Below are 21,571 nucleotides of genomic sequence, written 5' to 3' on the forward strand. Positions count from 1 at the left end.
CATGGCTCCGCGCGCCGCCCTCGCATCGTCAAACCCTGACCCAGACCTACGCAAGAGCCTTGACTCAAAATGCCCCATATGAGGGTGGGCAAAGCCGGAGGATCGCGCGAACGCGCGGTCCTTTGGCGTGCCCACGATTTTGAGGCGCTCCGCGCCTTTGCCCACCCTTGCTACGGCACCGCGCTTGAAAGCGGCAGGAACCCGCAGGGCGGGTGAATTTGCGGACTTGTGCGGGCCTCGCGAATACGGCAGCGTTGCGCAACGATGCGCGCTTTGACCCTGCCTTCGGCTGCCCTTCGCTTCGCCCTATTGGCGTTTGCAGCGCTCACATGTGTGCCGGACACCGCTACGAAGGCGACCGCCGGCGAACTGCCCGCGATCGCTTCGCGTCAGCGTGTCGAGAAGAAGAGCTTTACCGACGCCGAGATCGTCGACGGCTTCCTGAAGACCGCCTTCGGTGCCGAATATCACCTCGCCGGCCGCGTCGACCGCATCCGCAAGTTCGACGGGCCGGTGCGCGTGTTCGCCGAGACCGACCGCGCCGACCGCAAGGCGCAGCTCGCGAAAGTCGTGGCCGACATCGGCACGCGCGTGCAGCATCTCGACATCGCCATGACCGACACCAGCGAGGCGGCGAATGTGCGGGTCAAGCTCGTACGCGACCGCGACCTCTATCGCACCATCACCAGCTTCTACGGCGCGGAGAAGGCGCGCGATATCCGCACCTCGCTCGATCCGCAATGCCTGTCCGGATTCCGCAAGAACGACAATTTCGAGATCGAGCATTCCGATGTGATCCTCACCGTCGACATCAGCGACTTCACCTTCCTCGACTGCGCCTATGAGGAGTTGCTGCAGTCGCTCGGGCCCATCAACGACACCGCGAGCGTGCCGTGGACGATGTTCAACGACAATGTGTCGATGGGTTATTTCGACGTCTACGACCAGTACATCCTCAATGTGCTCTACGATCCCCGCATCAAGCCCGGCATGACCGTGCTGGAGGTGAGATCGGTGCTGCCCGAAGTGCTCGCTGATGTGCGGGCGTGGGTGAAGCGGGTGAATGATTTGAAGGAGTGAGATGCTCGTAGCTCGTCGAGTGGGTTAGCGTTAGCGTAACCACCTCCTCGGCTTCCGCGTTGACAGGCGGACTGACCCCTTGCGGCAGCCAAACGGTTGGTCACCGGTTGAGGCGATTCCCGGGGAATCGAAAGCGCCGCCGCTTGAGTACCTCTTAATGGTAGACGCCAGATCTCGACCGCTTGTACGCGACGATCCGGCATCATGCTAACTGTGAGTGCCGCGAGACATCAGTCCGGGTGCCTCATGATCAGAACACTGATAGGCGCTTCAATACTTCTTGGCAGCGTTGTAATCGCTGCCGAAGCGCAAAACTGCAGGCAATACCCGCCAGGACCTTTCCGCTTTCAGTGCAAGGCGGCGAGACATCCGGAAATTGTCGAGAAAAAGGAGACGTGTCGCGACGAGGCCCGTGCGATGGGTTTCTTCAAAGCCAAGAAGGACCCCGCATTCAAGGATTACGTCCACGCCTGCATGCACCATCATTAGAGTGATCCGAGAACCAGCGGCCTTAGGCTAGTCGCGGCCCACGAGATCGGCGACGGTGGTCGCGGCCTTCAGCCCGGAGCCGGTGAGCACCGCGACGGTGGTCTCGTTCGCCTTGATGGCGCCGGCGGCGGCGAGTGTCTCCAGCGCCGCAGCCGCGTTGGCACTGGTGGGTTCGGCGAACAGGCCTTGCCGCGCAAGACGCCGCAGCGCGGCGACGATCTCGTCCTCGGTGAGCGCCACCGTGCCGCCGCCGCTTTCGTGCAACGCGCCGATGATCTCGCGCAGCCGCAGCGGATTCTTGATCGCGGTGCCTTCGGCGATGGTCTTGTTGACCTCGCGCGCAACCGGCGTATCGACGCCGGCCTTGAAGCTCGCATCGATCGGCGAGCAGTTGAGCGGCTGGGCCGCGAACAGGCGCGGCAGCTTTGCAATCTGCCCCGCCTTCAACAGCTCGCGGAAGCCGAAGGCGCAACCGAGCAAGCTGCTGCCGGCACCGACGGGGACGATGACGTTGTCAGGCGCGCGAAAACCGAGATCTTCCCAGATTTCATAAGCGAGCGATTTTGTGCCCTCGAGGAAGAAGGGCTGCCAGTTGTGGCTCGCATAGAAGGTCTGGCTCGACTGCCTGATAGCCTCGGCCTCCGACTCCTCGCGCGGGCCCTCGACGAGCTGCACTTCGGCGCCGTAGGCGCGCACCTGCGCGATCTTGGCCGGCGACGTCGAGGCCGGCGCCAAAATCTTCACGCGCATGCCGCCGGCAGCACCGAGACCTGCCATCGACGAGCCGCCATTGCCCGAAGAGTCCTCCAGAATGGCGTCGACGCCGATCTGCCGCAGGAACGACAGCATGACCGCAGAACCGCGGTCCTTGAAGCTGCTGGTCGGATTGAACCATTCGAGCTTGAAGAACGGCCGCAGATCGCCCCAATCCTGCTGCACGAGCGGCGTGCAGCCCTCGCCAAGCGTGATGGGATTTTTGATCTCCACCGGCAGCGCCGCCCGGTAGCGCCAGAGCGACCGCGTGCGGCCGTCGATGTCCGCGCGCGAGATCCCCGCCCCCGGCGTCACCAGCAGCGGCGTGCGCTCGTCCGAGCACCAGCGCGGCTGGTCGAGCGAATAGAGCTTTCCATTGCGAGGATCGATGTAGCTGGCGGCAGACATACTGGTGGCAGACATATTGGTGGCAGACATGGCGCACTCCGAAAACGAGGCCGGAGCCGTACGATATGTCTGATTGGCTAGGTTTTGCCTAGCCCGATGCGGTGCATGAGGCCTTTGAACCGCGCATCGCTGCGGAGCGGATCGAAGGCGGGCCGCAGCAGGATCGAGGGATTGAAGCGGGCGGCATAGGCCTTGTCGAGCCAGTCGAGCGCGGCATCGCGATCGCCGAGGCCGACATAGATGAGCGCGATGTTGGCCTGCGCCGACGGATAGGTGTCGCCATGTATCGCCATGTCGGCGGCAATCCTGCCGGCATCGTCCCTGCGGCCGGAGACGGCATAAGCATAGGCGAGATTGGAATCGAACACGCTGCTGTGGCCGGAGATCTCGATGGCCTTGCTGAATTCGGCGATCGCCTGGTCGAAGCTGCCGAGCTGCACCAGGGCCTGGCCGAGCTCGTAATGGCCGACGGCAAATCGGGAATCGAGCTCGAGCGTCTTGCGGCTCTGCGCGACCGCCGCGTCGAAATCGTGGCTGATGCAGAGGGCGTCGGCGATGTCAGCCCCGATGATCAGGGAGAGCGGATCGAGGCTTTGCGCCTGGCTGAACTGCTGCAGCGCCTCGGTGGTCTTGCCCATCAGCATCAGATGCCAGGCGTACCAATGGTGCGCCGTGGCATAGCTCGGGTTGAGACGGATGGCGGCCTCGTATTCGGTAGCAGCGACATCCCAATCCCAGCCGTAGAGATCGAGCGCGAAAGCGAGCGAGGTGTGCGCTTCGCCGAGTGTGCCGTCGAGCTCGAGCGCCCTGCTGGCCGCAGCGGTCGCCTTGGAGAACGCCTCCGCGGTCGAGAGCACGCCGTATTCCCAATCGCCGGCGAGCGCATAGGCATCCGCAAGGCCGGAATGGGCCTCGGCGTAATTGCGGTCGATCTCGATAGCCTGGCGGAAATATCTGATCGCGGCCCTGAGGCCGTCGCCGGTGCGCTTGTTCAGGAAGTAGCGGCCTTTCAGGTAATTTTCGTAGGCCAGCGGATCGATGCTGCGCGCCTTGTCGAAGGCGGCGCGCTCGCCATGGTTCAGCGTGGCGCGCACCTGGCCGGCCACCGCGCTTGCGACGCGGACCTGGAGCGTCAGCGCGTCGCGCACATCGCCCTCATAAGAGTCGGCCCAGACGCGGCTGTCGTCGGGGGCATGGATCAGCTGGGCCGTGATCCGCACGCGCCCGCCCGCGCGCATCACGCTGCCCTCGATCACGGCATCGACATTGAGCTCGCGCGCGATGGTCGCGAGCGACTTGTGTGCGCCCTTGTAGGTCATCGCCGAGGTGCGCGAGATCACCCTGAGCGCGTCGACCTTGCCGAGCTGCGTGATCAGCTCGCCGGTCATGCCGTCCGCAAAGAAGTCCTGCGACGGATCTTCGGAGGTGTCGACCAGCGGCAGCACCGCGAGTGAATGGATCGCTTGCGGCACCTCGCGCCAGGAAGAGAGCCAGGCCAGCAACGCCACGGCGAGAAGCAGGATCAGACCGATCGAGGCGAAGAGGCCATGACGGCGACCGACGACGGGCCGTACCGGAGGCGCGACCTGCGGCGCCACTGGAGGCGGATCGGGATCGCGCGCCGGGCTCCCATCGACGACGACGGTGACGTCGGCGAGAAAGCGATAGCCGCGGCGCGCCACCGTCTCGACGAAGCGCGGGCTTTCCGCGGAATCACCGAGCGCCTCGCGTATCTTGCTCACGGCCTTGTTGAGCCCGTGATCGTAATCGACCACCGTCTGCGGCCAGAGCAGCGTGCGCAGCTCCTCGCGCGTCACCAATTTGCCCGGCCGGTCCAGCAGCGCCGAGAGCAACTGAAACGGCTGCTCCTGCAAACGCACCCGCCGGCCGTTCTTGACCAGCTCGCCACTGCGCGGATCGGCCTCGAACGCGCCGAACCTGGCACGCCTGGCGAGCTGCGCCGTGGAAGCTGCCGTGGACCTGTCGATCAATTCCGGTTCGTGCAGCATGGAAATCCCGTCAAAACGTTGGGGAGGTGTAATCGGAAGCCGATGATTTCACTGGGCTTCCCGGAGGATTGCGATTCCAGCGAAAGACCACGCGCGATCCATTGAGACCCGCCGCCATGCGGGCGAAGAGAGCCGCGCACAACAACACGGGATCGCGCGGGGCTATCGATGCAGAACGGTGTCAATCCGAAACGGGACGGCATGCTGACGCTCGACTCGGCTTATAATTTTGCGCGCTTCCTGAGCGGCGACGCGGAGGCCGCCGAGCACATCGTGCAGGCGGCCTTTCTCCGGACCGATGGCGATGCCGGCCGGAGCGGCCGGACCCGGTTGTTGAAGGGCGTGCGGAATTGCTATCGGACATGGCTGACCACCCGGCGGCGACGCGATCGGCAAAGTGATGTCGTCGCACACGAGCGGTTACCTGATGCAGTCGCCGGTACCGTCCTCCGAACGGACGACCGCGCCGACAAAATTACCGTCGTCGATGTGACCGCGCTCCGCTGTGCCATCGAGACCCTGCCACGGCGGCTACGCGAGATCCTGGTGCTGCGCGAGATCGATGCGCTGTCCTACCGGGAGATCGCCGAGGTGACGTCGCTGCCGACGGGCGAGGTCATGTCGCGATTGGCCTGCGCGCGGCGCAGGCTTGCGGGCTCGACCGGTTTCTGATTAGAAAACTATAATTATATCAATATCTTAAATGAAGATGACCGCCGGCAAATCGCCAATCGGCATCGCCGCGCCATTCCCGTCAGGCCGGCCAATCCCTATATAATCAAGAGATAATCGGCCCTGCCCGCCACATACGATTAACTTGTCGGTCGTGGCTGGCCGCTACAATATGTTGGATTGCGTCGCCGGAGCCCTGTTCCGGCAGCGCGAGCGAGCCAGGCCCGTCCGAACGGCGGGCCGTTGGCTTTTTGGGAGTTTGGCCATGAGCCGCGCGAACCGAACCGATCACATCCGCCTCACCTCCCATCCGGAGCCGGGCCGCAAGGCCGCCTTTCCGATTCACTGGGGTGCAGCCGATGCGCGCGCTCGCGGGCCGATCATCGGCACGGTGTCGCGGGCGCAGGATCGCAACGTGATCGGCAGCCATGGCGGCTCCTATGCGATGTATCGCGCGCTTGCCGTCTCGGCCGGCGCCCTCGATCCGATCCGGCGTCCTGATCTCACCAACACGTTTCCGGCCGCGACCATCGGACCATTTCCGCAATGGAGCGATCCCGCAAAAATCGTCGCGCTCGATCCTTGGGGTCATCTCGTCGCGGAGAATTTCGGCAAGGACATCGCCGAGGGTGTCGATATCCGCCCGAGCATCGCGGTAACGCGCGCACGGCTCGACCTGCCCGAAATCCGCGAGGCGCTTGCGGCCAAGCGACTGCGCGCCGACGGCGAGGTCGTGCACGCCAACGGCAGCGTCTCGGTGGTGAAGATCGCAATCGATCCGGTCTGGTATCTGCCCGGCCTTGCCGAGCGCTTTGCGACCGGCGAGACGGAGCTGCGCCGCACGCTGTTCGAACAGACCGCCGGCATGTTCCCCGAGCTCGTGACCCGGCCGGACATGAAGGTGTTTCTGCCGCCGATCGGCGGCACCACGGTGTACATGTTCGGCGACGTCACCAAACTGCCGGACCATCGCACCAAGATCACCTGCCGCGTGCATGACGAGTGCAACGGCTCCGACGTGTTCGGCTCCGACATCTGCACCTGCCGGCCCTACCTCATCCACGGCATCGAGGAATCCGCGCGGGGCGCGCAGGAGGGCGGGCTCGGGCTGGTCATCTACAACCGCAAGGAAGGCCGCGCGCTCGGCGAGGTTACCAAATTCCTGGTCTACAATGCGCGCAAGCGCCAGGAGGACGGCGACGCGGCCGCCGCCTATTTCGAGCGCACGGAATGCGTCGCCGGCGTCCAGGACGCGCGCTTCCAGCAATTGATGCCTGACACCATCCACTGGCTAGGGCTGAAGCGCATCGACCGCTTCCTGTCGATGAGCGACATGAAATACGACGCGCTGACCTCGCAAGGCATCGATATCGTCGAGCGTGTGCCGATTCCGCTGGAGCTGATTCCGGCCGATGCGCATGTCGAGATCGCCGCGAAGAAAGCAGCCGGCTACTACACGACCGACATCGCGCCCGAGAAGGACGTCGATGGCGTGGTCGGACGTTCGCTGGAAAAATATTGATCGATTGATGGCGGACGTTCTGGAACGAGAGGCACGCGCGTTGCTCACCGCAAAGGCGGTCCGGACGCGCGCCGGGCAAATGCTCGACATCGGCCTGCGCAACGGGCTCACACATTTCACCATTGATCTCGATCGCATGGATGGCGTCGCGGACGCCGTGCTGGCTGTCACGCGAAAAGCCTATCCGACGCTCGACATTCCCTTTCACGCGCGCTGGCGGCATTTTGTGTTCGGCGGTGTCGACCGCTGGGCGCAGCTGGCGGACGCGGCGTCGTGGCCGGATCGTGCTGCACGGGCGCGCGCGGAGTTCGACCTCGCCATCGTCAGCGTGCTGCTCGATGCCGGCGCCGGTGCTGCGTGGCGCTATCGCGACGCCGTGACCGGGCAAGGCATCGGCCGGTCCGAGGGGCTGGCGATCGCGAGCCTCGACATGTTTGCCGGCGGGCTTTTCTCTGTCGATACGCGCTCGCCGTTCAGAGTGGATGCGGACGTGCTCGCAAAACTGCCGCTCGCCGTGCTCACCTCAGCCTTCCAGGCGAGCGACGCCAATCCGCTGCTCGGCCTCGACGGGCGCACGGATCTGCTGCGCCGCCTCGGCCGGCAGGTCGCGGCGCGCGCCGACATTTTCGGCATGCACGACACGCCGCGGCCTGGCGGGCTGTTCGACCATATCGCCGCGCAGGCAACGGACGGCGCCATTCCCGCGCCCGCGATCCTGTCCGCGGTGCTGAACCAGCTCGGACCGATCTGGCCATCGCGGCTCGACCTCGCAGGCGTCCCGCTTGGCGATTGCTGGCGCCATCCGGCGATCAAGGCGGATGATGCGACCGCCGGGCTCGTGCCGCTGCACAAGCTGTCGCAATGGCTGAGCTATTCGCTGATCGAGCCGCTCCAGCGCGCGGGATTTGAGGTCACCGACATCGACGGCCTGACCGGGCTTGCCGAATATCGCAACGGCGGCCTGTTCGTCGATCACGAGGTGCTGCGCTTGCGCGATACCGCGGATGCCGATCGTGCGCATGCGGTGGATTCGCTGCTCGTGGTGGAGTGGCGCGCGCTGACGGTCGCGCTGCTGGATCGTGTTGCCGAACTTGTTCGCGCCAAGCTCGGTCGCACGCCGGAGTCGCTGCCGCTCGCGAGCATCCTGGAAGGCGGCACCTGGGCCGCGGGCCGCGCCATCGCGTTTTCGCGTCGTCCCGATGGTTCACCGCCGCTCAAGGTGATCAGCGACGGCACTGTGTTCTAAACCCTCTCCCCCTGTGGGAGAGGGTGGCTTCGCGAAAGCGAAGCCGGGTGAGGGGTTCTCTCTGCGAGAATATCTCTCACTGAGTTTGCGGAGAGTACCCCTCATCCGGCGCTTCGCGCCACCTTCTCCCACAGGGGGAGAAGGGAAAAGCAAGAGCATCCGATCATGGAAGGCGTTACGATCGTCGATCATCCGCTGGTGCAGCACAAGCTGACCTTGGTGCGGGACAAATCGATTTCGACAAAGTCATTCCGTGAGCTGATCAAGGAGATCGGCATGCTGCTGTGCTACGAAGTGACGCGCGACCTGCCGCTCACTGATACCGTGATCGACACGCCGCTGGCGACGATGCACTCGGCCAAGATCGCCGGCAAGAAGCTGGTGTTCGTGCCGATGCTGCGCGCCGGCACCACCTTCGTCGACGGCATGATGGATCTGGTGCCGACCGCGCGCGTCGCCCATATCGGCCTCTACCGCGAGCCAGAAAGCTTTGCCGCGGTCGAGTACTTCTTCAAGTCGCCATCGGATCTCAGCGAGCGCCTCGCGATCGTGGTGACGCCTGTCGTCGCGACCGCCAACACGGCCGTCGCCGCGGTCGACCGGCTGAAGGAGCGCGGCGCCAAGGACATTCGCCTCGCCTGCCTGATCGCGGCGCCGGAAGGACTCGAGCGCCTGCGCGGCTTGCATCCGGATGTGCATATCTGGACCGCCGCGGTGGATGAAGGCCTCGACGAGAACGGCTTTATCCTGCCGGGCCTCGGCGACGCCGGCGACCGCGCTTACGGTACGCGATGAAGCGGAATGGACTCAGGTTGAATCAGGCGGCCGCGGGCTCGGTGCACCGCTCCCGCTTGCGGGAGAGGTCGGCGCAACGCGCCGGGTGAGGGCTCCTTCCTCTTGGGGGTTCTCGATTGCGGAGATACCCTCTCCCCAACCCTCCCCCGCAAGCGAGGGAGGGAGCGCACTTCCGTCGTTGCAACGATCGAGCCTGATCTCATCCCGCTCAGATCTTGCCGCTGCCGCAAATGCCCTTCAGCGCCTGCCACTCCTTGTCCGTCAGCAGCGGCGGGCCGCTGGCGGAGCGGTCTTCCTTTGTCATACGCGCGAGGCGGTCCTCGGTGAGCGGATGGCTTGCCAGGATCGTGAAGCCTGATCCGCCTTCCTTGCCGGTGATGCGGAACATCAACTCGGCCGCGGGCTTCGGCGAGCGGCCGAGCTTGTGCATGATGTCGATCGCGAAGGTGTCGGCATTGGTCTCCGCCTCGCGCGAATAGGAAGCCTCGACCAGGCTGCGCGAGGCGAAGATCACGGCCGATGAACCGGTGACGTCGCCGAACAGCAGGCCGATCAGGAATGACGTGCCGCCGTTGTAGATCAGGCCGCGCATATTGTCGTGGTGTTTGAGATGGCCGAGCTCGTGGGCGAGGATGCCGGCGATCTCGTCGGGACCTTCGGCCTTCTCGAGCAGGGCGTTGAGCACGAAGACCTTGCCGCCCGGCAGCGCGAACGCATTCGGCACTGAGCTCGGCAGCACGCCGGCCGTCATGGAATCGTCGTCAAGTCCAGCCGCGTCACGCAGGCGGTTGACGAGCTTCGAAAAGGCCGCCTGCCCCGCCGGATCGCTGCAGGACTCGCGGCCGAAGATGGTCTTCATTTGGACCTCGGACGCATCACCGATCCGCCGCTCGATCGGTTTCGGCACCAGCGGCGCCAGACGATCCGCGGCGAGCGGCACGCCGAACAGCACGACGCAGACGATCGAGACGGCAGCCGCAACCGACCAGCCGACGATTTTTGCAACACCGCGGCCAGTGGCCTGGTGTTCGTCAAGCCGCGGACATCGTCCGGCGAGATCAGCCGAGAAAACAGCATCGCGAACCTCGAGACGCGCCAGCGACGGCGCGGACTTTGAGGTCAGGCGCAAGATGCCGGCCGGACCGTCGGCGCGACGGATTTCGTCATAGGCCCAGCGTGTGACGGTCCGGCCTGCCTGTGCTTCGCCCGGCTCGGCGATCTCGAGCGCGTCACCCAGTGTCAGCATGACATGCCGGCGGCGGCTCGATAGTCCGTCGAAGAAGATCGCCGGCTGTCCGGACTTGGTCTCGGCGCCGGGCTCGGCGGACACATCACTCACGATCTAGAATCCTGCGACATCGAGACCATCGGCAAAGCCTTCACCGAGCGCGCTGGCCAGCTCGCCGCTGGCGCGGACATCGGCTGCGGCGCCAATATCATGCACTTCAAGCGTTTCCAGCGCTTTCAGCCACATATCGTGCTGGAGATACATGCGCATGACGACGTTCAATGCGAGCGCGAGAGCGAAATAGCCGATCACCATCGCTGCGAGAAGCGGGATGCTCCGCGCGATTGCGTCGGGTCCAGCGGTCGCCCCGCCGACTTGGGCGACAAGTCCGGCAGCACCGGCGACGTAGAGACCGAACAGGACGCTCAGCAAGAGCCACCAGCCGACCACCTTCCAGTAAAGGCCGTAAAAGGCGTTGTGCGGTAGATCCGAGGACAGGCTGATGCCGCCGATGCGGATGCCGTTGAGCCACCAGCGCCATTCGCGCGCCTTGAACTCGCCGTAGAGGAACGGCGCGAGCGGGAAGATCACGATCGCGATCGGCGTGAGAAGCCACAGCCACCAGCCGCGCTTGAAGAACTCCCAGCCGTCACCTTCGAAATCGCCCTGCAGATCGCCGAAATGCGTATGCCGCATCTTGTAGCGCTCCAGCGACGCCTCGCGCCATGGCAGCGCCAGGCCGAGCGTCAGGAACACCAGCAGGCCCCACAGCATCGCGCGAAACGAATAGGCCCATCCGGAGCCGTCCATCCAAAAGCGCACACCGCGCCAGACCGTGCGGGTCAAGCGATAACGCCGCGCGCGAAAAATCGCGAACTGACCGAAGGCGTAGAAGGAGATGAACAGCGGCGTCGAAGCAAAGCCCTTCCAGCGCTCGAACTCGATACCAACGAGGAAATAAGCGACGTAGATTGGCACCAGGATCGCGAGCGCGACCAGGAAACCGATCAAGAGCTCCTTAGCCCGGCCGGTATATTCTGCGGCATCGCCGTCGATCGCGGTGTTCGACCACAGATGGCGGCGGATGTCGGTGACGAGCCAGAACCGGTAGAAGCCGAAGGTGACAAGCTCCAGCATGGCACCCTTGGTGACCAATTTGCGGAACTTGGAGCGATCGCCGGTGAAGTCGACCCGCGAGGGCGGCAGCGGCGGCGGGACCGGTTCGGATGGGCCGATAGGGGCCCATTGCATGTCGTTCACGGCAGCAACCTCGGGATGCGGATCTGATCCGGGCAAACTATAGATCAGAGGTTGGTCGGTCCCCAAGATGGGCGGGTTCGATTTGCCTCGGTTTCAAGCGATTTCTGGCACGATTTCACGCCAGACGGCGTGCGGGAGATCACGCTGCGAGGTTCGTAGCCCGGATGGAGCGCAGCGCAATCCGGGGCAGTGGCAGTTGCGCGCCGAATCCCGGATTTCGCTCCGCTCCATCCGGGCTACGCACCTCGCTTGTGGCAAAACTGTCGCTTGCTCCGAAGCACGTAACGCGTTGTAATTGTGCTTCAAATGCCGCAGCGCAGAATTCAAGAAAATCGCGCGGCTCATGTCAGGGAGAGCGGTCATGCACGGGACCATCGAGAGCGCGGCAAAGATCGACGCATTGCGCGAGCGCGCGTCGTCACTTCCGCTGGAGCAGTTCGATCCCGGCGATCCCGAATTGTTCAGAACCGATACGTTCTGGCCCTATTTCGATCGGCTGCGGCGCGAAGATCCCGTGCACTATTGCAAGGACTCGATGTTCGGCCCGTACTGGTCGGTGACGCGCTACAACGACATCATGGAGATCGAGACCAACCATTCGGTGTTCTCCTCGGCCTCCTCGCTCGGCGGCATCACCATCCGCGACATCGATCCCGACTTGCGCCGCGAGAGCTTCATCTCGATGGACCCGCCGCGGCATGCCGCGCAGCGCAAGACCGTGGCACCGATGTTCACGCCGACGCATCTAGACAACCTCGCGCTCAACATCCGCCAGCGCTCGGCCGAGTGCCTGGACAATCTGCCGCGCGGAGAGGTGTTCGACTGGGTCGACCAGGTCTCGATCGAGCTCACCACGCAGATGCTGGCGGTGCTGTTCGACTTCCCCTGGGAGGACCGCCGCAAGCTGACGCGGTGGTCGGATATCGCCACCACCATTCCCGGTCCCGACGGCCTGGTCGCGACCGAGGACGAGCGGCAGGCCGAGCTCGCGGAGTGCGCCGGCTATTTCGCGCGGCTGTGGAAGGAGCGCATCGAGCAGCCGCCGAAGAGCGATCTGCTCTCGATGATGGCGCATGGCGCTGCGACCCGCGACATGGACGCGCGGAACTTCCTCGGCAATCTCATTCTTTTGATCGTCGGCGGCAACGACACCACGCGCAACACCATGTCGGGCTCGATCTATGCGCTGAGCCAGCATCCGGAGCAGTACCGCAAGCTGCGCGAAAACCCGGCGCTGCTCGACAGTTTCGTGCCGGAGGTGATCCGCTGGCAGACCCCGCTGGCGCATATGCGCCGCACCGCGCTCGTCGATTTCGAGTTCCGGGGCAAGCAGATCAAGAAAGGTGACAAGGTCGTGATGTGGTACGTCTCGGGCAACCGCGACGAGCAGGCGATCGAGAAGCCCTACGATTTCATCATCGACCGCGCCCGCCCGCGCACGCATCTCTCCTTCGGCTTCGGTATCCACCGCTGCGTCGGATTGCGGCTTGCCGAACTCCAGCTCAAGATTATCTGGGAAGAGATCCTGAAGCGGTTCGACCATATCGACGTGGTCGGCGAGCCGAAGCGGGTGTATTCGAGTTTTGTGAAGGGCTTGGAAACGCTGCCGATCAAGATTGCGGTGTGACCGCTGAATTATAGTGTATAACATTGGCACTTGCGACGACGCCCCTCGCCTCGCCTGCGCGACGGCGTGACCGTACACACTGGAGCGACTGCCCATGAACATTCAGACCCCGGTCAAGGCCGACAAGGCCGAACGCATGCGGCGCGCGCGCGAGGAAGCCTATGCGACACCGCTGAAGAATTTTCACCCCGGCGCGCCCAGGTTGTTCCAGGACGACACCTTGTGGCCGTGGTTCGAGCGGCTGCGCAAGGAAGAGCCGGTGCATTACTGCACCAACGCACCGATCGCGCCATATTGGTCGGTGGTGAAATACAACGACATCATGCATGTCGATACCAATCACGGCCTGTTCTCGTCCGACTCGACGCTCGGCGGCATCGGCATCCGTGACGTGCCTGAGGGCTATGACTGGCCGAGCTTTATCGCGATGGACCAACCCAGGCACTCGTCGCAGCGCAAGACGGTGTCGCCGATGTTCACACCGACGCATCTGGATGAGCTGGCAAAGCTGATCCGCCAGCGCTCGCAGACCGTGCTCGACAATCTGCCGCGCAACGAGACCTTCAATTTCGTCGAGCGCGTCTCGATCGAGCTGACGACCCAGATGCTGGCGACCCTGTTCGACTTCCCCTGGGAGGAGCGGCGCAAGCTGACGCGCTGGTCGGATGTCGCGACCGCGCTGCCCAAGAGCGGCATCGTCGAATCCGCCGAAGAGCGCCGCCGCGAGATGGACGAGTGCTACGCCTACATGTCGAAGCTGTGGAACGAGCGCGTCAACTCGGCGCCGCGCAACGATCTGCTGTCGCTGATGGCCCATAGCGACGCCACGCGCTTCATGGATCCCGACAACCTCATGGGCAACATCATCCTGCTCATCGTCGGCGGCAACGACACCACGCGCAACACCATGACCGGCTCGGTGCTGGCGCTGAACGAGAATCCCGAGCAGTACGACAAGCTGCGCGCCAACCCGGCGCTGATCGACACCATGGTGCCGGAGGTGATCCGCTGGCAGACCCCGCTGGCGCATATGCGCCGCACCGCGCTTGCCGACACCGAGATCGGCGGCAAGCACATCAAGAAGGGCGACCGCGTCGTGATGTGGTACGTCTCGGGCAATCGCGACGAGGAGATGATCGAGCAGCCGAACGAGTTCATCATCGACCGCGCCCGGCCGCGCACCCATCTCTCCTTCGGCTTCGGCATCCACCGCTGCGTCGGCATGCGCCTCGCCGAACTGCAGCTGCGGATCGTCTGGGAGGAGATGCTGAAGCGGTTTGATCGCATCGAGGTGGTCGGCGAGCCGAAGCGGATCTATTCGAGCTTCATCAAGGGATATGAGTCGCTGCCGGTGAGAATCCCGGGCTGAGTTCTATCCGCCGTCATTGCGAGCGCAGCGAAGCAATCCAGGCTGCCGCCGCGGAGGGATTCTGGATTGCTTCGCTGCGCTCGCAATGACGAGGTCTTGGATGCGCATGTGCGCTACAGGCGCATCGGCAGGCCCGGCGAGACCTTCAGCTATAAAATTTCGGCATGACAGGTCGCGCCAGATGCGAAGGCCACACGGCGCCTGACTGTTCTAGGACACAAGCACATCTAACTCAGCTTGATGTCCCACACGCCTTCCTTGCGGCAGGCGGCGACCTCGTCGCGCAACAGTGCGGTGACAGCCAGCGAGGCCGTCGAGGCCGGGCGGTCGATCGGAGAGGCGAAAATGAGCTCGCGCGTCATCGGCTTGGAGACGACAGCGGTTTCCAGCCGTCCGTCCGCGACCTCCGCGTGGACCGACGAGGGCGGCAGCAAGGCGAAGCCGAGCCCCTCCTCGACCAGGCTCGTCAGCACACGAAACGAGTCCGCCTCGAGCTGGACGTTGAGCTTGATCTTGCGCTGGGCGGCCGCGCTCTCGATCAGCGCGCGGAGGCCGTGCGAATGACTGGGCAGCACCAGCCGCTGCCGCAGCAGCCAGCCGATATCGACGTTCTTCTTGCGCGCGAGCCCGCAGCCGCGCGGACCGACCGCGACGATGTTGTCGCGGCCAAGGCTTTGCACATTGAGATGCAGATCGGCGGAACGGCCATAGAGGATGGCGAGGTCCATCTCGCCGCGGTGCAGCCATTCGACGATATGGCCGCTGTAGCTCTCGACGATGCGCAGCGAAATGCCGGGATATTTTTCGACACAGCGCCGCGCAAAGCGCGCCGACAGCACGCAGCTCACGGTCGGAACCAGGCCGAGCACGACTTGGCCCGACGGCGGCCCCTTGGCGGACTGGATGTCGTCGCGGATCTGGTCGATCTGCCGCACGATGCCGGAGGTGCGCGCCAGCAACAGGCGGCCGGCCTCGGTGAGCACCATGCCGCGGCCGTTGCGGGTGAACAGCTCGACGCGCAGCTCGTGTTCCAAAAGCTTGATCTGCCGGCTGAGCGCCGGCTGCGCCACGCGCAACGTGTCGGACGCTTTGCTCAGGCTACCGAGCTCCGCCACGCAACTGAAGGTCCTGAGCTGCCGGAAATCCATGCTTGCCAATCCTGGAAGGCTACTCCATACGCTATAGCAAATGAGCATAGGGGGCTGGCATTGTTTTCACAACGCCAGAGGATCGGCCGGCGTTATCTTAACTGCCGCACCCAACGGGAAACGCCATGAGTGAAGAACCCCACAGCGAAGATCACGCCGACATCCGCGAAGCCGTCGCAAAGCTCTGCGCGCAATTTCCCGGCGAATATTGGCGCAAGCTCGATCGCGAGATGGACTACCCCAAGGCCTTCGTCGATGCGCTGACGCAGGCCGGCTATCTCTCGGTGCTGATCCCCGAGGAATATGGCGGCGCGGGCCTGAAGCTTTCGGCCGCGGCGGCGATCCTCGAAGAGATCCAGCGCGCCGGCTGCAACGGCGGCGGCTGCCACGCCCAGATGTACACGATGGGCACCGTGCTGCGGCACGGCAACGACGAGCAGAAAGCAAAGTACCTGCCGAAGATCGCAAGCGGCGAGTTGCGCCTGCAGGCGTTCGGCGTCACCGAGCCGACCAGCGGCACCGACACCACCTCGCTGAAGACCTTTGCGCGCAAGGACGGCAATGCCGGCTACATCGTCAACGGTCAGAAAATCTGGACCAGCCGCGCCGAACATTCCGACCTGATGGTGCTGCTGGCGCGCACCACGCCGAAGGAACAGGCGAAGAAGCGCACCGATGGCCTGTCCGTGTTCATCGTCGACATGCGCGAGGCTAAGAACAACGGCCTCGAGATCCGCCCGATCCGCACCATGATGAATCACGCCACCACAGAAGTGTTCTTTACCGACATGAAGGTGCCGGCGGAGAATCTGATCGGCGAGGAAGGCAAGGGTTTTCGCTACATCCTCTCCGGCATGAATGCCGAGCGCATTTTGATTGCGGCCGAATGCATTGGTGACGCCAAATGGTTCATCGCCAAGGCCACCAACTACGCCAAGGAGCGCTCGGTGTTCGGCCGGCCGATCGGCCAAAATCAAGGCATTCAATTCCCGATCGCCAAGGCGTATGCCTCGATGCGCGCGGCCGAGCTGATGGTGAAGGAAGCGACGCGCAAATACGAGGCCGGACTCGACTGCGGCGCGGAGGCCAATATGGCCAAGATGCTGGCAGCCGATGCGTCCTGGGAGGCGGCGAACGCCTGCATCCAGACCCATGGCGGTTTCGGCTTCGCCGAGGAATACGACGTCGAGCGCAAATTCCGCGAGACCCGGCTGTATCAAGTCGCGCCGATCTCGACCAATCTGGTGCTGTCCTTTGTCGCCGAGCATGTCCTCGGCATGCCCCGCTCGTACTGAGGCCGCATCATGGGAGCATTGGACGGGATCAGGGTGATTGCGGTCGAGCAGGCTGTGGCCGCACCGTTCTGCTCGTCGCGTCTGGCGGATGCCGGCGCCGAAGTGATCAAGATCGAGCGGCCCGAAGGCGATTTCGCCCGCGGCTATGACGCGGCGGCCAAAGGCCAGAGCAGCTATTTCGTCTGGCTCAACCGCGGCAAGCAGTCAGCGGTGGTCGACCTCGCCACCAAAGAGGGGCGCGCGGAACTCGAGAAGCTGATCGCGAGCGCCGACGTGCTGGTGCAGAACCTCAAGCCGGGCTCGATGGACAAGCTCGGCTTTTCGCGCGAGCGGCTCCTGAAGGACTATCCAAAGCTGATCTCCTGCACGATCAGCGGCTACGGCGACGAAGGCCCCTACGCGCATCGCAAGGCCTATGATCTGCTGATCCAGGCCGAGAGCGGGCTCGCCTCGATCACCGGCAATCCCGACGGGGCCTCGCGCGTCGGCATGTCGATCGTTGACGTCGCGACCGGCGCGACCGCGCATGCAGCGATCCTGGAGGCGCTGATCGCGCGCGGGCGCACCGGCAAAGGCGCCGACATCCGCATCTCCATGTTCGACGTGATGGCGGACTGGTGCACCGTGCCGCTACTCAATTCCGAGGCCGGCAATCCGCCCAAGCGCATGGGGTTGCGCCATCCATCGATCGCGCCCTATGGCGTGTTCACATCGAAGGACGGCAAGGACATCCTGATCTCGATCCAGAGCGAGCGCGAGTGGAAGACGCTCTGCGCCGAAGTGCTGGACCAGCCGGATCTGCCCGCCGATCCCCGTGTCACCAACATGGTGGAGCGCGTGCGCAATCGCGATTTCACCGACAGGACGGTCGCGGATATCTTCGGCAGGATGACGCGCGACGAGCTGCTCAAGCGGCTGTCGGATGCTGACATCGCATTCGCAGAGGTCAACACCATGGCCGACCTTGCCAACCATCCGCATCTGCGACGTATCGAGGTGGATACGCCGAACGGCCGCATCAGCTATCCCGCGCCGGCGCCCATCATCGTCGGCGAGACGCGCGCTTACGGCGCGGTGCCCGCCATCGGCGAAAATCCCAAGAAGTAGGAAGAGCGAGGCGTCATGACCGAGAAGCTCGACATCGATCATCTCAGGCAATGGATCGGCCGCAGCACGGAAGCCACCGACGTCGTCACCGCCCATCTCGTCATGGGCCTGCGCGCGACGCTGTTCCAGGAGGTTGGCGAAGCCAGGACGGGCGACGCCGCGCCATTCACGGTGCATTGGTGCCTGGCGCAGCCGGTGTTTCCGATGTCGATGCTCGGGCCCGACGGTCACCCGGCCCGCGGTGGTTTCCTGCCACCCGTGCCGCTGCCGCGCCGGATGTGGGCCGGCGGCGAGGTCGAGTTTTTGCAGCCCTTGCGCGTCGGCGATGAATCGACCCGGACCTCGCGCATTGCGGACGTACAGGTGAAGACCGGCTCGACCGGCACGCTGTGCTTCGTCTCGGTCGAGCACAGCATCTCCTCGCCGCGTGGCGTAGCCATCCGCGAGCGGCAGGACATCGTCTATCGCGAGATGACGAGCAGCGCGCCCGCGACCGCAAAGGCCCCGCCTCCGCCGCCGAAGGCGCAGCACCGCGAAACCCATGTCTCCGATCCCGTGCTGCTGTTCCGTTATTCCGCGCTGACCTTCAACGGCCACCGCATCCATTACGACCGCGACTACGTCACCAAGGTCGAGGGCTATCCGGGCCTGATCTTCCACGGGCCCTTGCAGGCGGCGCTCATCATCGAGATGGCGGCAAAGTTGGGCGGCGGCAAGCCGCCGAAGAAATTCACCTATCGTGGCCTGCAGCCGCTGTTCGAAGGCACGGAGTTTTCCATTAACGCCAACGAGACCGCTGATGGCATGGAGCTGTGGACCGCGAATGCGGAAGGGCAGCCGACGATGAAGGGCACGGCGGTGTGGTAGCGTTCTCTCCTCGTCATTGCGAGGAGCGAAGCGACGAAGCAATCCAGACTGCCTCCGAGGAAAGTTTCTGGATTGCTTCGCTTCGCTCGCAATGACGGGTGGGGTTACTAGCGCGCCAATAAACAACAGGGGACGGAAACTATGGCGAAGAACGGCAAGACCGGCAGCAAGTCCGTCACCGTCAAGCAGGCGACGCTCGACCTGTTGCGCTCCTTCGGCATCAAAAAGGTGTTCGGCAATCCCGGTTCGACCGAGCTACCGTTCCTGAGCGACTGGCCCGACGACATCGATTACGTGCTGGCACTGCAGGAGGCCTCCGCGGTCGGCATGGCCGACGGCTATGCGCAGGCGACGCGCAATGCCGGTTTCGTCAACCTGCATTCGGCCGCCGGCGTCGGCAACGCGCTCGGCAACATCTACACCGCACACCGCAACCAGACGCCGCTCGTGATCACCGCGGGCCAGCAAGCCCGCTCGATCCTGCCGCTGCAGGCGTTCCTCTATGCCGAGCGCGCGTCGGAGTTTCCGCGGCCCTACGTCAAGTACAGCGTCGAGCCGGCGCGGCCCGAGGACGTGCCGGCCGCAATCGCGCGCGCTTATTACACCGCGATGCAGCCGCCGTGCGGGCCGACCTTCGTGTCGATCCCGATCGACGACTGGGCGCATGCAGCAGCTCCAATCGAAGCGCGCAAGGTCAGCCGCGAGATCGGGCCCGAACCGGCGGCGATGAAAGCGCTGGTTGCCGCGCTCGGTTCCGCAAAACACCCTGCCCTCGTCGTCGGCCCCGGCGTCGATCGCGCCGGCGCGGTTGATTTGATGGTGCGCCTCGCCGAGAGGGCGAAGGCGAGCGTCTGGGTCAGCCCGTTCTCGGCGCGCTGCTCATTCCCCGAGCGTCACCCGCAATTCGCAGGCTTCCTGCATGCCTCGCCGGCACAACTCTCCGATGCACTGCGCGAGCACGACGTCGTCGTCGTCATTGGCGCGCCGGTGTTCACCTTCCATGTCGAGGGCCATGCCGCGATCTTCGATGGCGATGCGGCGATCTTCCAGATCACCGACGATGCGGATGCCGCCGCGGTGACCCCCGTCGGCACCAGCATCATCGCGACCATGAAGCCGGCGCTGAGCGCACTGCTCGATCTCCTGCCGGAGAGCAAACGCGCCATGCCAAAGGGGCGCACGCTGCCACCGACGCCGCAGGCTGCCGATCCGCTGCCGGTGGAATTCCTGCTGCACTCGCTGTCGCAGGCGATGCCGGACGGCGCGTCACTGGTCGAAGAAGTGCCCTCGCATCGGCCGGCGATGCAAAAACTCCTGCCGATGCGCGGCCAGGACAGTTTTTACACCATGGCGAGTGGCGGCCTCGGCTATTCGCTGCCCGCTGCGGTCGGCATGGCGCTCGGCAAGCCGAACAGCCGCACGATCTGCCTGATCGGCGACGGCTCGGCGATGTATTCGATCCAGGCGTTGTGGACTGCCGCACAGCGAAAACTGCCGCTGACGATCGTCGTCATCAACAATTCCGGCTACGGCGCGATGCGCTCGTTCAGCCAGGTGATGCAGGTGCGGAACGTACCGGGACTCGAGCTGCCGGGCATCGATTTCGTCCGGCTCGCCGAAGGCATGGGCTGCCACGCGGTGCGGGTGAGCAAGGCTGCGGAGCTCGCCGAGGCGCTCAAGCGCGGGATGTCACACGAAGGCACCAGCCTCGTCGAGGTCGTCGTGGATTCGGCGGTGCCGGTGCTGTACGGGCAGAAGCATTGATCGCGGCGCTACGCGGGCAGCCCGGATGGAGCGCAGCGCAATCCGGGGCGGTCTTTCTGTCTGCGCGATTCCCGGATTGCGCTGCGCTCCATCCGGGCTACGGGAACCCTACTTCCCGAACTCGTCCCGCATCTTCGCCTGGATCTTGGCCATGCCCCCGATCCAGCGGTCGTAGTTCTCAGTCTTCTTGCGCATATAACCGAGCACCTGGGGGTGCGGCAGGATCAGGAATGTTTCCTGATCGAGGCCGGCGAGCACATCCTTCGCCACTTGCTCGGGCGTGAGATCGCCATCGCCGGATTGCGGACCCTTGGGGATCGAACGCAGCATGTTGGTGTCGACGCCCTGCGGGCAGAGGATCGAGACCTTGATATTGTCAGCCTTGTGCGAGATCGCGAGGTTCTCTGCGAAGCCGACAGCGGCGTGCTTCGTCGTGGAATAAGCCGGGCTGCCGACCTGCGACAGCAGACCTGCGGCCGAGATGGTGTTGAGGAAATAGCCGCCGCCGCGCGCCTTCATGCGGGGGATGAGATGCCGCGCCGCGTACACATGCGCCATGACGTGGATCGCCCAGCTGCGCTGCCAGGGTTCGTCGGAGGCGCCGCCGGCATTGACCGACATCGGATCGAAGCCGCCGCCGATGCCGGCATTGGAGCAGAACAGCGCGATGGGGCCGAACTGCCGCTCGGTCTCCTCGATGACGTGCAAAATGTCTTTCTCCTGCGCGACGTCGCATTTGAAGGCCGCGCCATCCACCGTGGCGGCGACGGCGCGCGCGTTGGCGGAGTCCATGTCCGCAACCACGACCTTGGCCGCACCCGCCTTGTGAAAGGCCTCGCACAGCGCCTTGCCGATGCCGTTTGCGCCGCCCGTGACGACCACGACCTTGCCGGTCACCTGCATGCGACGTCTCCTCTTGTCTCATATCGCGC

18 protein-coding genes are annotated in these 21,571 nt (G+C 64.5%); 11 read left to right on the forward strand and 7 right to left on the reverse strand.

Annotated elements, in window-relative coordinates; all coding sequences use genetic code 11:
• Nucleotides 1-264 precede the first annotated feature (264 nt).
• Entirely contained in the window at nt 265-1,080 is an 816-nt protein-coding gene (locus ABIA96_RS32815; RefSeq protein WP_354141061.1) for a DUF2927 domain-containing protein, read from the forward strand.
• A gap of 270 nt (nt 1,081-1,350) precedes the next feature.
• Here the strand turns inward: ABIA96_RS32815 and ABIA96_RS32820 are convergent, their stop codons facing one another.
• The 3 genes from ABIA96_RS32820 to ABIA96_RS32830 all read right to left on the reverse strand — a co-directional run bounded on the left by ABIA96_RS32820 (nt 1,351) and on the right by ABIA96_RS32830 (nt 4,739).
• Nucleotides 1,351-1,566 (reverse strand): hypothetical protein, encoded by a 216-nt coding sequence (locus tag ABIA96_RS32820; protein WP_354141062.1) that lies wholly within the window; start codon nt 1,564-1,566, stop codon nt 1,351-1,353.
• A gap of 30 nt (nt 1,567-1,596) precedes the next feature.
• Entirely contained in the window at nt 1,597-2,730 is a 1,134-nt protein-coding gene (locus ABIA96_RS32825) for a threonine synthase (RefSeq protein WP_354141134.1), read from the reverse strand.
• A 77-nt stretch (nt 2,731-2,807) separates the two neighbouring features.
• Nucleotides 2,808-4,739 (reverse strand): winged helix-turn-helix domain-containing tetratricopeptide repeat protein, encoded by a 1,932-nt coding sequence (locus ABIA96_RS32830; protein ID WP_354141063.1) that lies wholly within the window; start codon nt 4,737-4,739, stop codon nt 2,808-2,810.
• A gap of 201 nt (nt 4,740-4,940) precedes the next feature.
• On the opposite strand from ABIA96_RS32830, the gene ABIA96_RS32835 reads away from it, so the two are divergent.
• The 4 genes from ABIA96_RS32835 to upp all read left to right on the forward strand — a co-directional run bounded on the left by ABIA96_RS32835 (nt 4,941) and on the right by upp (nt 8,974).
• Entirely contained in the window at nt 4,941-5,411 is a 471-nt protein-coding gene (locus ABIA96_RS32835; protein ID WP_354141064.1) for a sigma factor-like helix-turn-helix DNA-binding protein, read from the forward strand.
• 265 nt (nt 5,412-5,676) lie between these two features.
• Nucleotides 5,677-6,933 (forward strand): GTP cyclohydrolase II, encoded by a 1,257-nt coding sequence (locus tag ABIA96_RS32840; RefSeq protein ID WP_354141065.1) that lies wholly within the window; start codon nt 5,677-5,679, stop codon nt 6,931-6,933.
• Nucleotides 6,934-6,940: 7 nt separating this feature from the next.
• Nucleotides 6,941-8,179, forward strand: a complete 1,239-nt coding sequence (locus ABIA96_RS32845; protein ID WP_354141066.1) for a URC4/urg3 family protein — start codon at nt 6,941-6,943, stop codon at nt 8,177-8,179.
• 165 nt (nt 8,180-8,344) lie between these two features.
• Complete coding sequence (gene upp, locus ABIA96_RS32850; protein WP_354141067.1) at nt 8,345-8,974, forward strand: uracil phosphoribosyltransferase; 630 nt, start codon at nt 8,345-8,347, stop codon at nt 8,972-8,974.
• A 208-nt stretch (nt 8,975-9,182) separates the two neighbouring features.
• Here the strand turns inward: upp and ABIA96_RS32855 are convergent, their stop codons facing one another.
• Together ABIA96_RS32855 and ABIA96_RS32860 are read right to left on the reverse strand one after the other, a co-directional pair.
• Nucleotides 9,183-10,313 carry a M48 family metallopeptidase gene (locus ABIA96_RS32855; protein ID WP_354141068.1) on the reverse strand — a complete coding sequence of 377 codons (1,131 nt, stop codon included), beginning with the start codon at nt 10,311-10,313 and terminating at the stop codon, nt 9,183-9,185.
• Between the two features lie 3 nt (nt 10,314-10,316).
• Nucleotides 10,317-11,453: a YjgN family protein gene (locus ABIA96_RS32860; RefSeq protein WP_354141135.1), complete on the reverse strand. Its 1,137-nt coding sequence runs from the start codon at nt 11,451-11,453 to the stop codon at nt 10,317-10,319.
• A 370-nt stretch (nt 11,454-11,823) separates the two neighbouring features.
• Between ABIA96_RS32860 and ABIA96_RS32865 the strand changes: the two genes are divergently transcribed.
• Nucleotides 11,824-13,089 carry a cytochrome P450 gene (locus ABIA96_RS32865; RefSeq protein WP_354141069.1) on the forward strand — a complete coding sequence of 422 codons (1,266 nt, stop codon included), beginning with the start codon at nt 11,824-11,826 and terminating at the stop codon, nt 13,087-13,089.
• Between the two features lie 94 nt (nt 13,090-13,183).
• A complete protein-coding gene (locus tag ABIA96_RS32870) occupies nt 13,184-14,458 on the forward strand; it encodes a cytochrome P450 (RefSeq protein ID WP_354141070.1) in 1,275 nt (424 codons plus the stop codon).
• Nucleotides 14,459-14,685: 227 nt separating this feature from the next.
• Here ABIA96_RS32870 and ABIA96_RS32875 read toward each other — a convergent pair whose 3' ends face one another.
• Nucleotides 14,686-15,606 (reverse strand): LysR substrate-binding domain-containing protein, encoded by a 921-nt coding sequence (locus ABIA96_RS32875; protein WP_354141071.1) that lies wholly within the window; start codon nt 15,604-15,606, stop codon nt 14,686-14,688.
• 125 nt (nt 15,607-15,731) lie between these two features.
• Here ABIA96_RS32875 and ABIA96_RS32880 point away from each other — a divergent pair, with 125 nt between their 5' ends.
• The 4 genes from ABIA96_RS32880 to mdlC all read left to right on the forward strand — a co-directional run bounded on the left by ABIA96_RS32880 (nt 15,732) and on the right by mdlC (nt 20,639).
• Nucleotides 15,732-16,901 carry an acyl-CoA dehydrogenase family protein gene (locus ABIA96_RS32880; RefSeq protein ID WP_354141072.1) on the forward strand — a complete coding sequence of 390 codons (1,170 nt, stop codon included), beginning with the start codon at nt 15,732-15,734 and terminating at the stop codon, nt 16,899-16,901.
• Nucleotides 16,902-16,910: 9 nt separating this feature from the next.
• Nucleotides 16,911-18,008 carry a CaiB/BaiF CoA transferase family protein gene (locus ABIA96_RS32885; RefSeq protein ID WP_354141073.1) on the forward strand — a complete coding sequence of 366 codons (1,098 nt, stop codon included), beginning with the start codon at nt 16,911-16,913 and terminating at the stop codon, nt 18,006-18,008.
• 15 nt (nt 18,009-18,023) lie between these two features.
• The gene (locus ABIA96_RS32890; RefSeq protein ID WP_354141074.1) at nt 18,024-18,875 is read left to right on the forward strand and encodes an HTD2 family dehydratase; all 852 of its coding nucleotides are present in this window, start codon (nt 18,024-18,026) and stop codon (nt 18,873-18,875) included.
• Between the two features lie 141 nt (nt 18,876-19,016).
• Entirely contained in the window at nt 19,017-20,639 is a 1,623-nt protein-coding gene (mdlC, locus tag ABIA96_RS32895; RefSeq protein ID WP_354141075.1) for a benzoylformate decarboxylase, read from the forward strand.
• A 108-nt stretch (nt 20,640-20,747) separates the two neighbouring features.
• Here the strand turns inward: mdlC and ABIA96_RS32900 are convergent, their stop codons facing one another.
• On the reverse strand, nt 20,748-21,542 hold the full coding sequence (locus ABIA96_RS32900; protein WP_354141076.1) for an SDR family oxidoreductase: 795 nt from the start codon (nt 21,540-21,542) through the stop codon (nt 20,748-20,750).
• Between the last annotated feature and the right edge of the window lie 29 nt (nt 21,543-21,571).

This window comes from Bradyrhizobium sp. LB11.1 (assembly GCF_040549385.1).
Lineage (GTDB): Bacteria > Pseudomonadota > Alphaproteobacteria > Rhizobiales > Xanthobacteraceae > Bradyrhizobium.

What these genes read in the sequence shown, in the direction of transcription:
- ABIA96_RS32815 (WP_354141061.1), top strand. Translation starts at nt 265, where the DNA reads ATGCGCGCTTTGACCCTGCCTTCGGCTGCCCTTCGCTTCGCCCTATTG.
- ABIA96_RS32820 (WP_354141062.1), bottom strand. Translation starts at nt 1,566, where the DNA reads ATGATGGTGCATGCAGGCGTGGACGTAATCCTTGAATGCGGGGTCCTT.
- ABIA96_RS32825 (WP_354141134.1), bottom strand. Translation starts at nt 2,730, where the DNA reads ATGTCTGCCGCCAGCTACATCGATCCTCGCAATGGAAAGCTCTATTCG.
- ABIA96_RS32830 (WP_354141063.1), bottom strand. Translation starts at nt 4,739, where the DNA reads ATGCTGCACGAACCGGAATTGATCGACAGGTCCACGGCAGCTTCCACG.
- ABIA96_RS32835 (WP_354141064.1), top strand. Translation starts at nt 4,941, where the DNA reads ATGCTGACGCTCGACTCGGCTTATAATTTTGCGCGCTTCCTGAGCGGC.
- ABIA96_RS32840 (WP_354141065.1), top strand. Translation starts at nt 5,677, where the DNA reads ATGAGCCGCGCGAACCGAACCGATCACATCCGCCTCACCTCCCATCCG.
- ABIA96_RS32845 (WP_354141066.1), top strand. Translation starts at nt 6,941, where the DNA reads ATGGCGGACGTTCTGGAACGAGAGGCACGCGCGTTGCTCACCGCAAAG.
- upp (WP_354141067.1), top strand. Translation starts at nt 8,345, where the DNA reads ATGGAAGGCGTTACGATCGTCGATCATCCGCTGGTGCAGCACAAGCTG.
- ABIA96_RS32860 (WP_354141135.1), bottom strand. Translation starts at nt 11,453, where the DNA reads ATGCAATGGGCCCCTATCGGCCCATCCGAACCGGTCCCGCCGCCGCTG.
- ABIA96_RS32865 (WP_354141069.1), top strand. Translation starts at nt 11,824, where the DNA reads ATGCACGGGACCATCGAGAGCGCGGCAAAGATCGACGCATTGCGCGAG.
- ABIA96_RS32870 (WP_354141070.1), top strand. Translation starts at nt 13,184, where the DNA reads ATGAACATTCAGACCCCGGTCAAGGCCGACAAGGCCGAACGCATGCGG.
- ABIA96_RS32875 (WP_354141071.1), bottom strand. Translation starts at nt 15,606, where the DNA reads ATGGATTTCCGGCAGCTCAGGACCTTCAGTTGCGTGGCGGAGCTCGGT.
- ABIA96_RS32880 (WP_354141072.1), top strand. Translation starts at nt 15,732, where the DNA reads ATGAGTGAAGAACCCCACAGCGAAGATCACGCCGACATCCGCGAAGCC.
- ABIA96_RS32885 (WP_354141073.1), top strand. Translation starts at nt 16,911, where the DNA reads ATGGGAGCATTGGACGGGATCAGGGTGATTGCGGTCGAGCAGGCTGTG.
- ABIA96_RS32890 (WP_354141074.1), top strand. Translation starts at nt 18,024, where the DNA reads ATGACCGAGAAGCTCGACATCGATCATCTCAGGCAATGGATCGGCCGC.
- mdlC (WP_354141075.1), top strand. Translation starts at nt 19,017, where the DNA reads ATGGCGAAGAACGGCAAGACCGGCAGCAAGTCCGTCACCGTCAAGCAG.
- ABIA96_RS32900 (WP_354141076.1), bottom strand. Translation starts at nt 21,542, where the DNA reads ATGCAGGTGACCGGCAAGGTCGTGGTCGTCACGGGCGGCGCAAACGGC.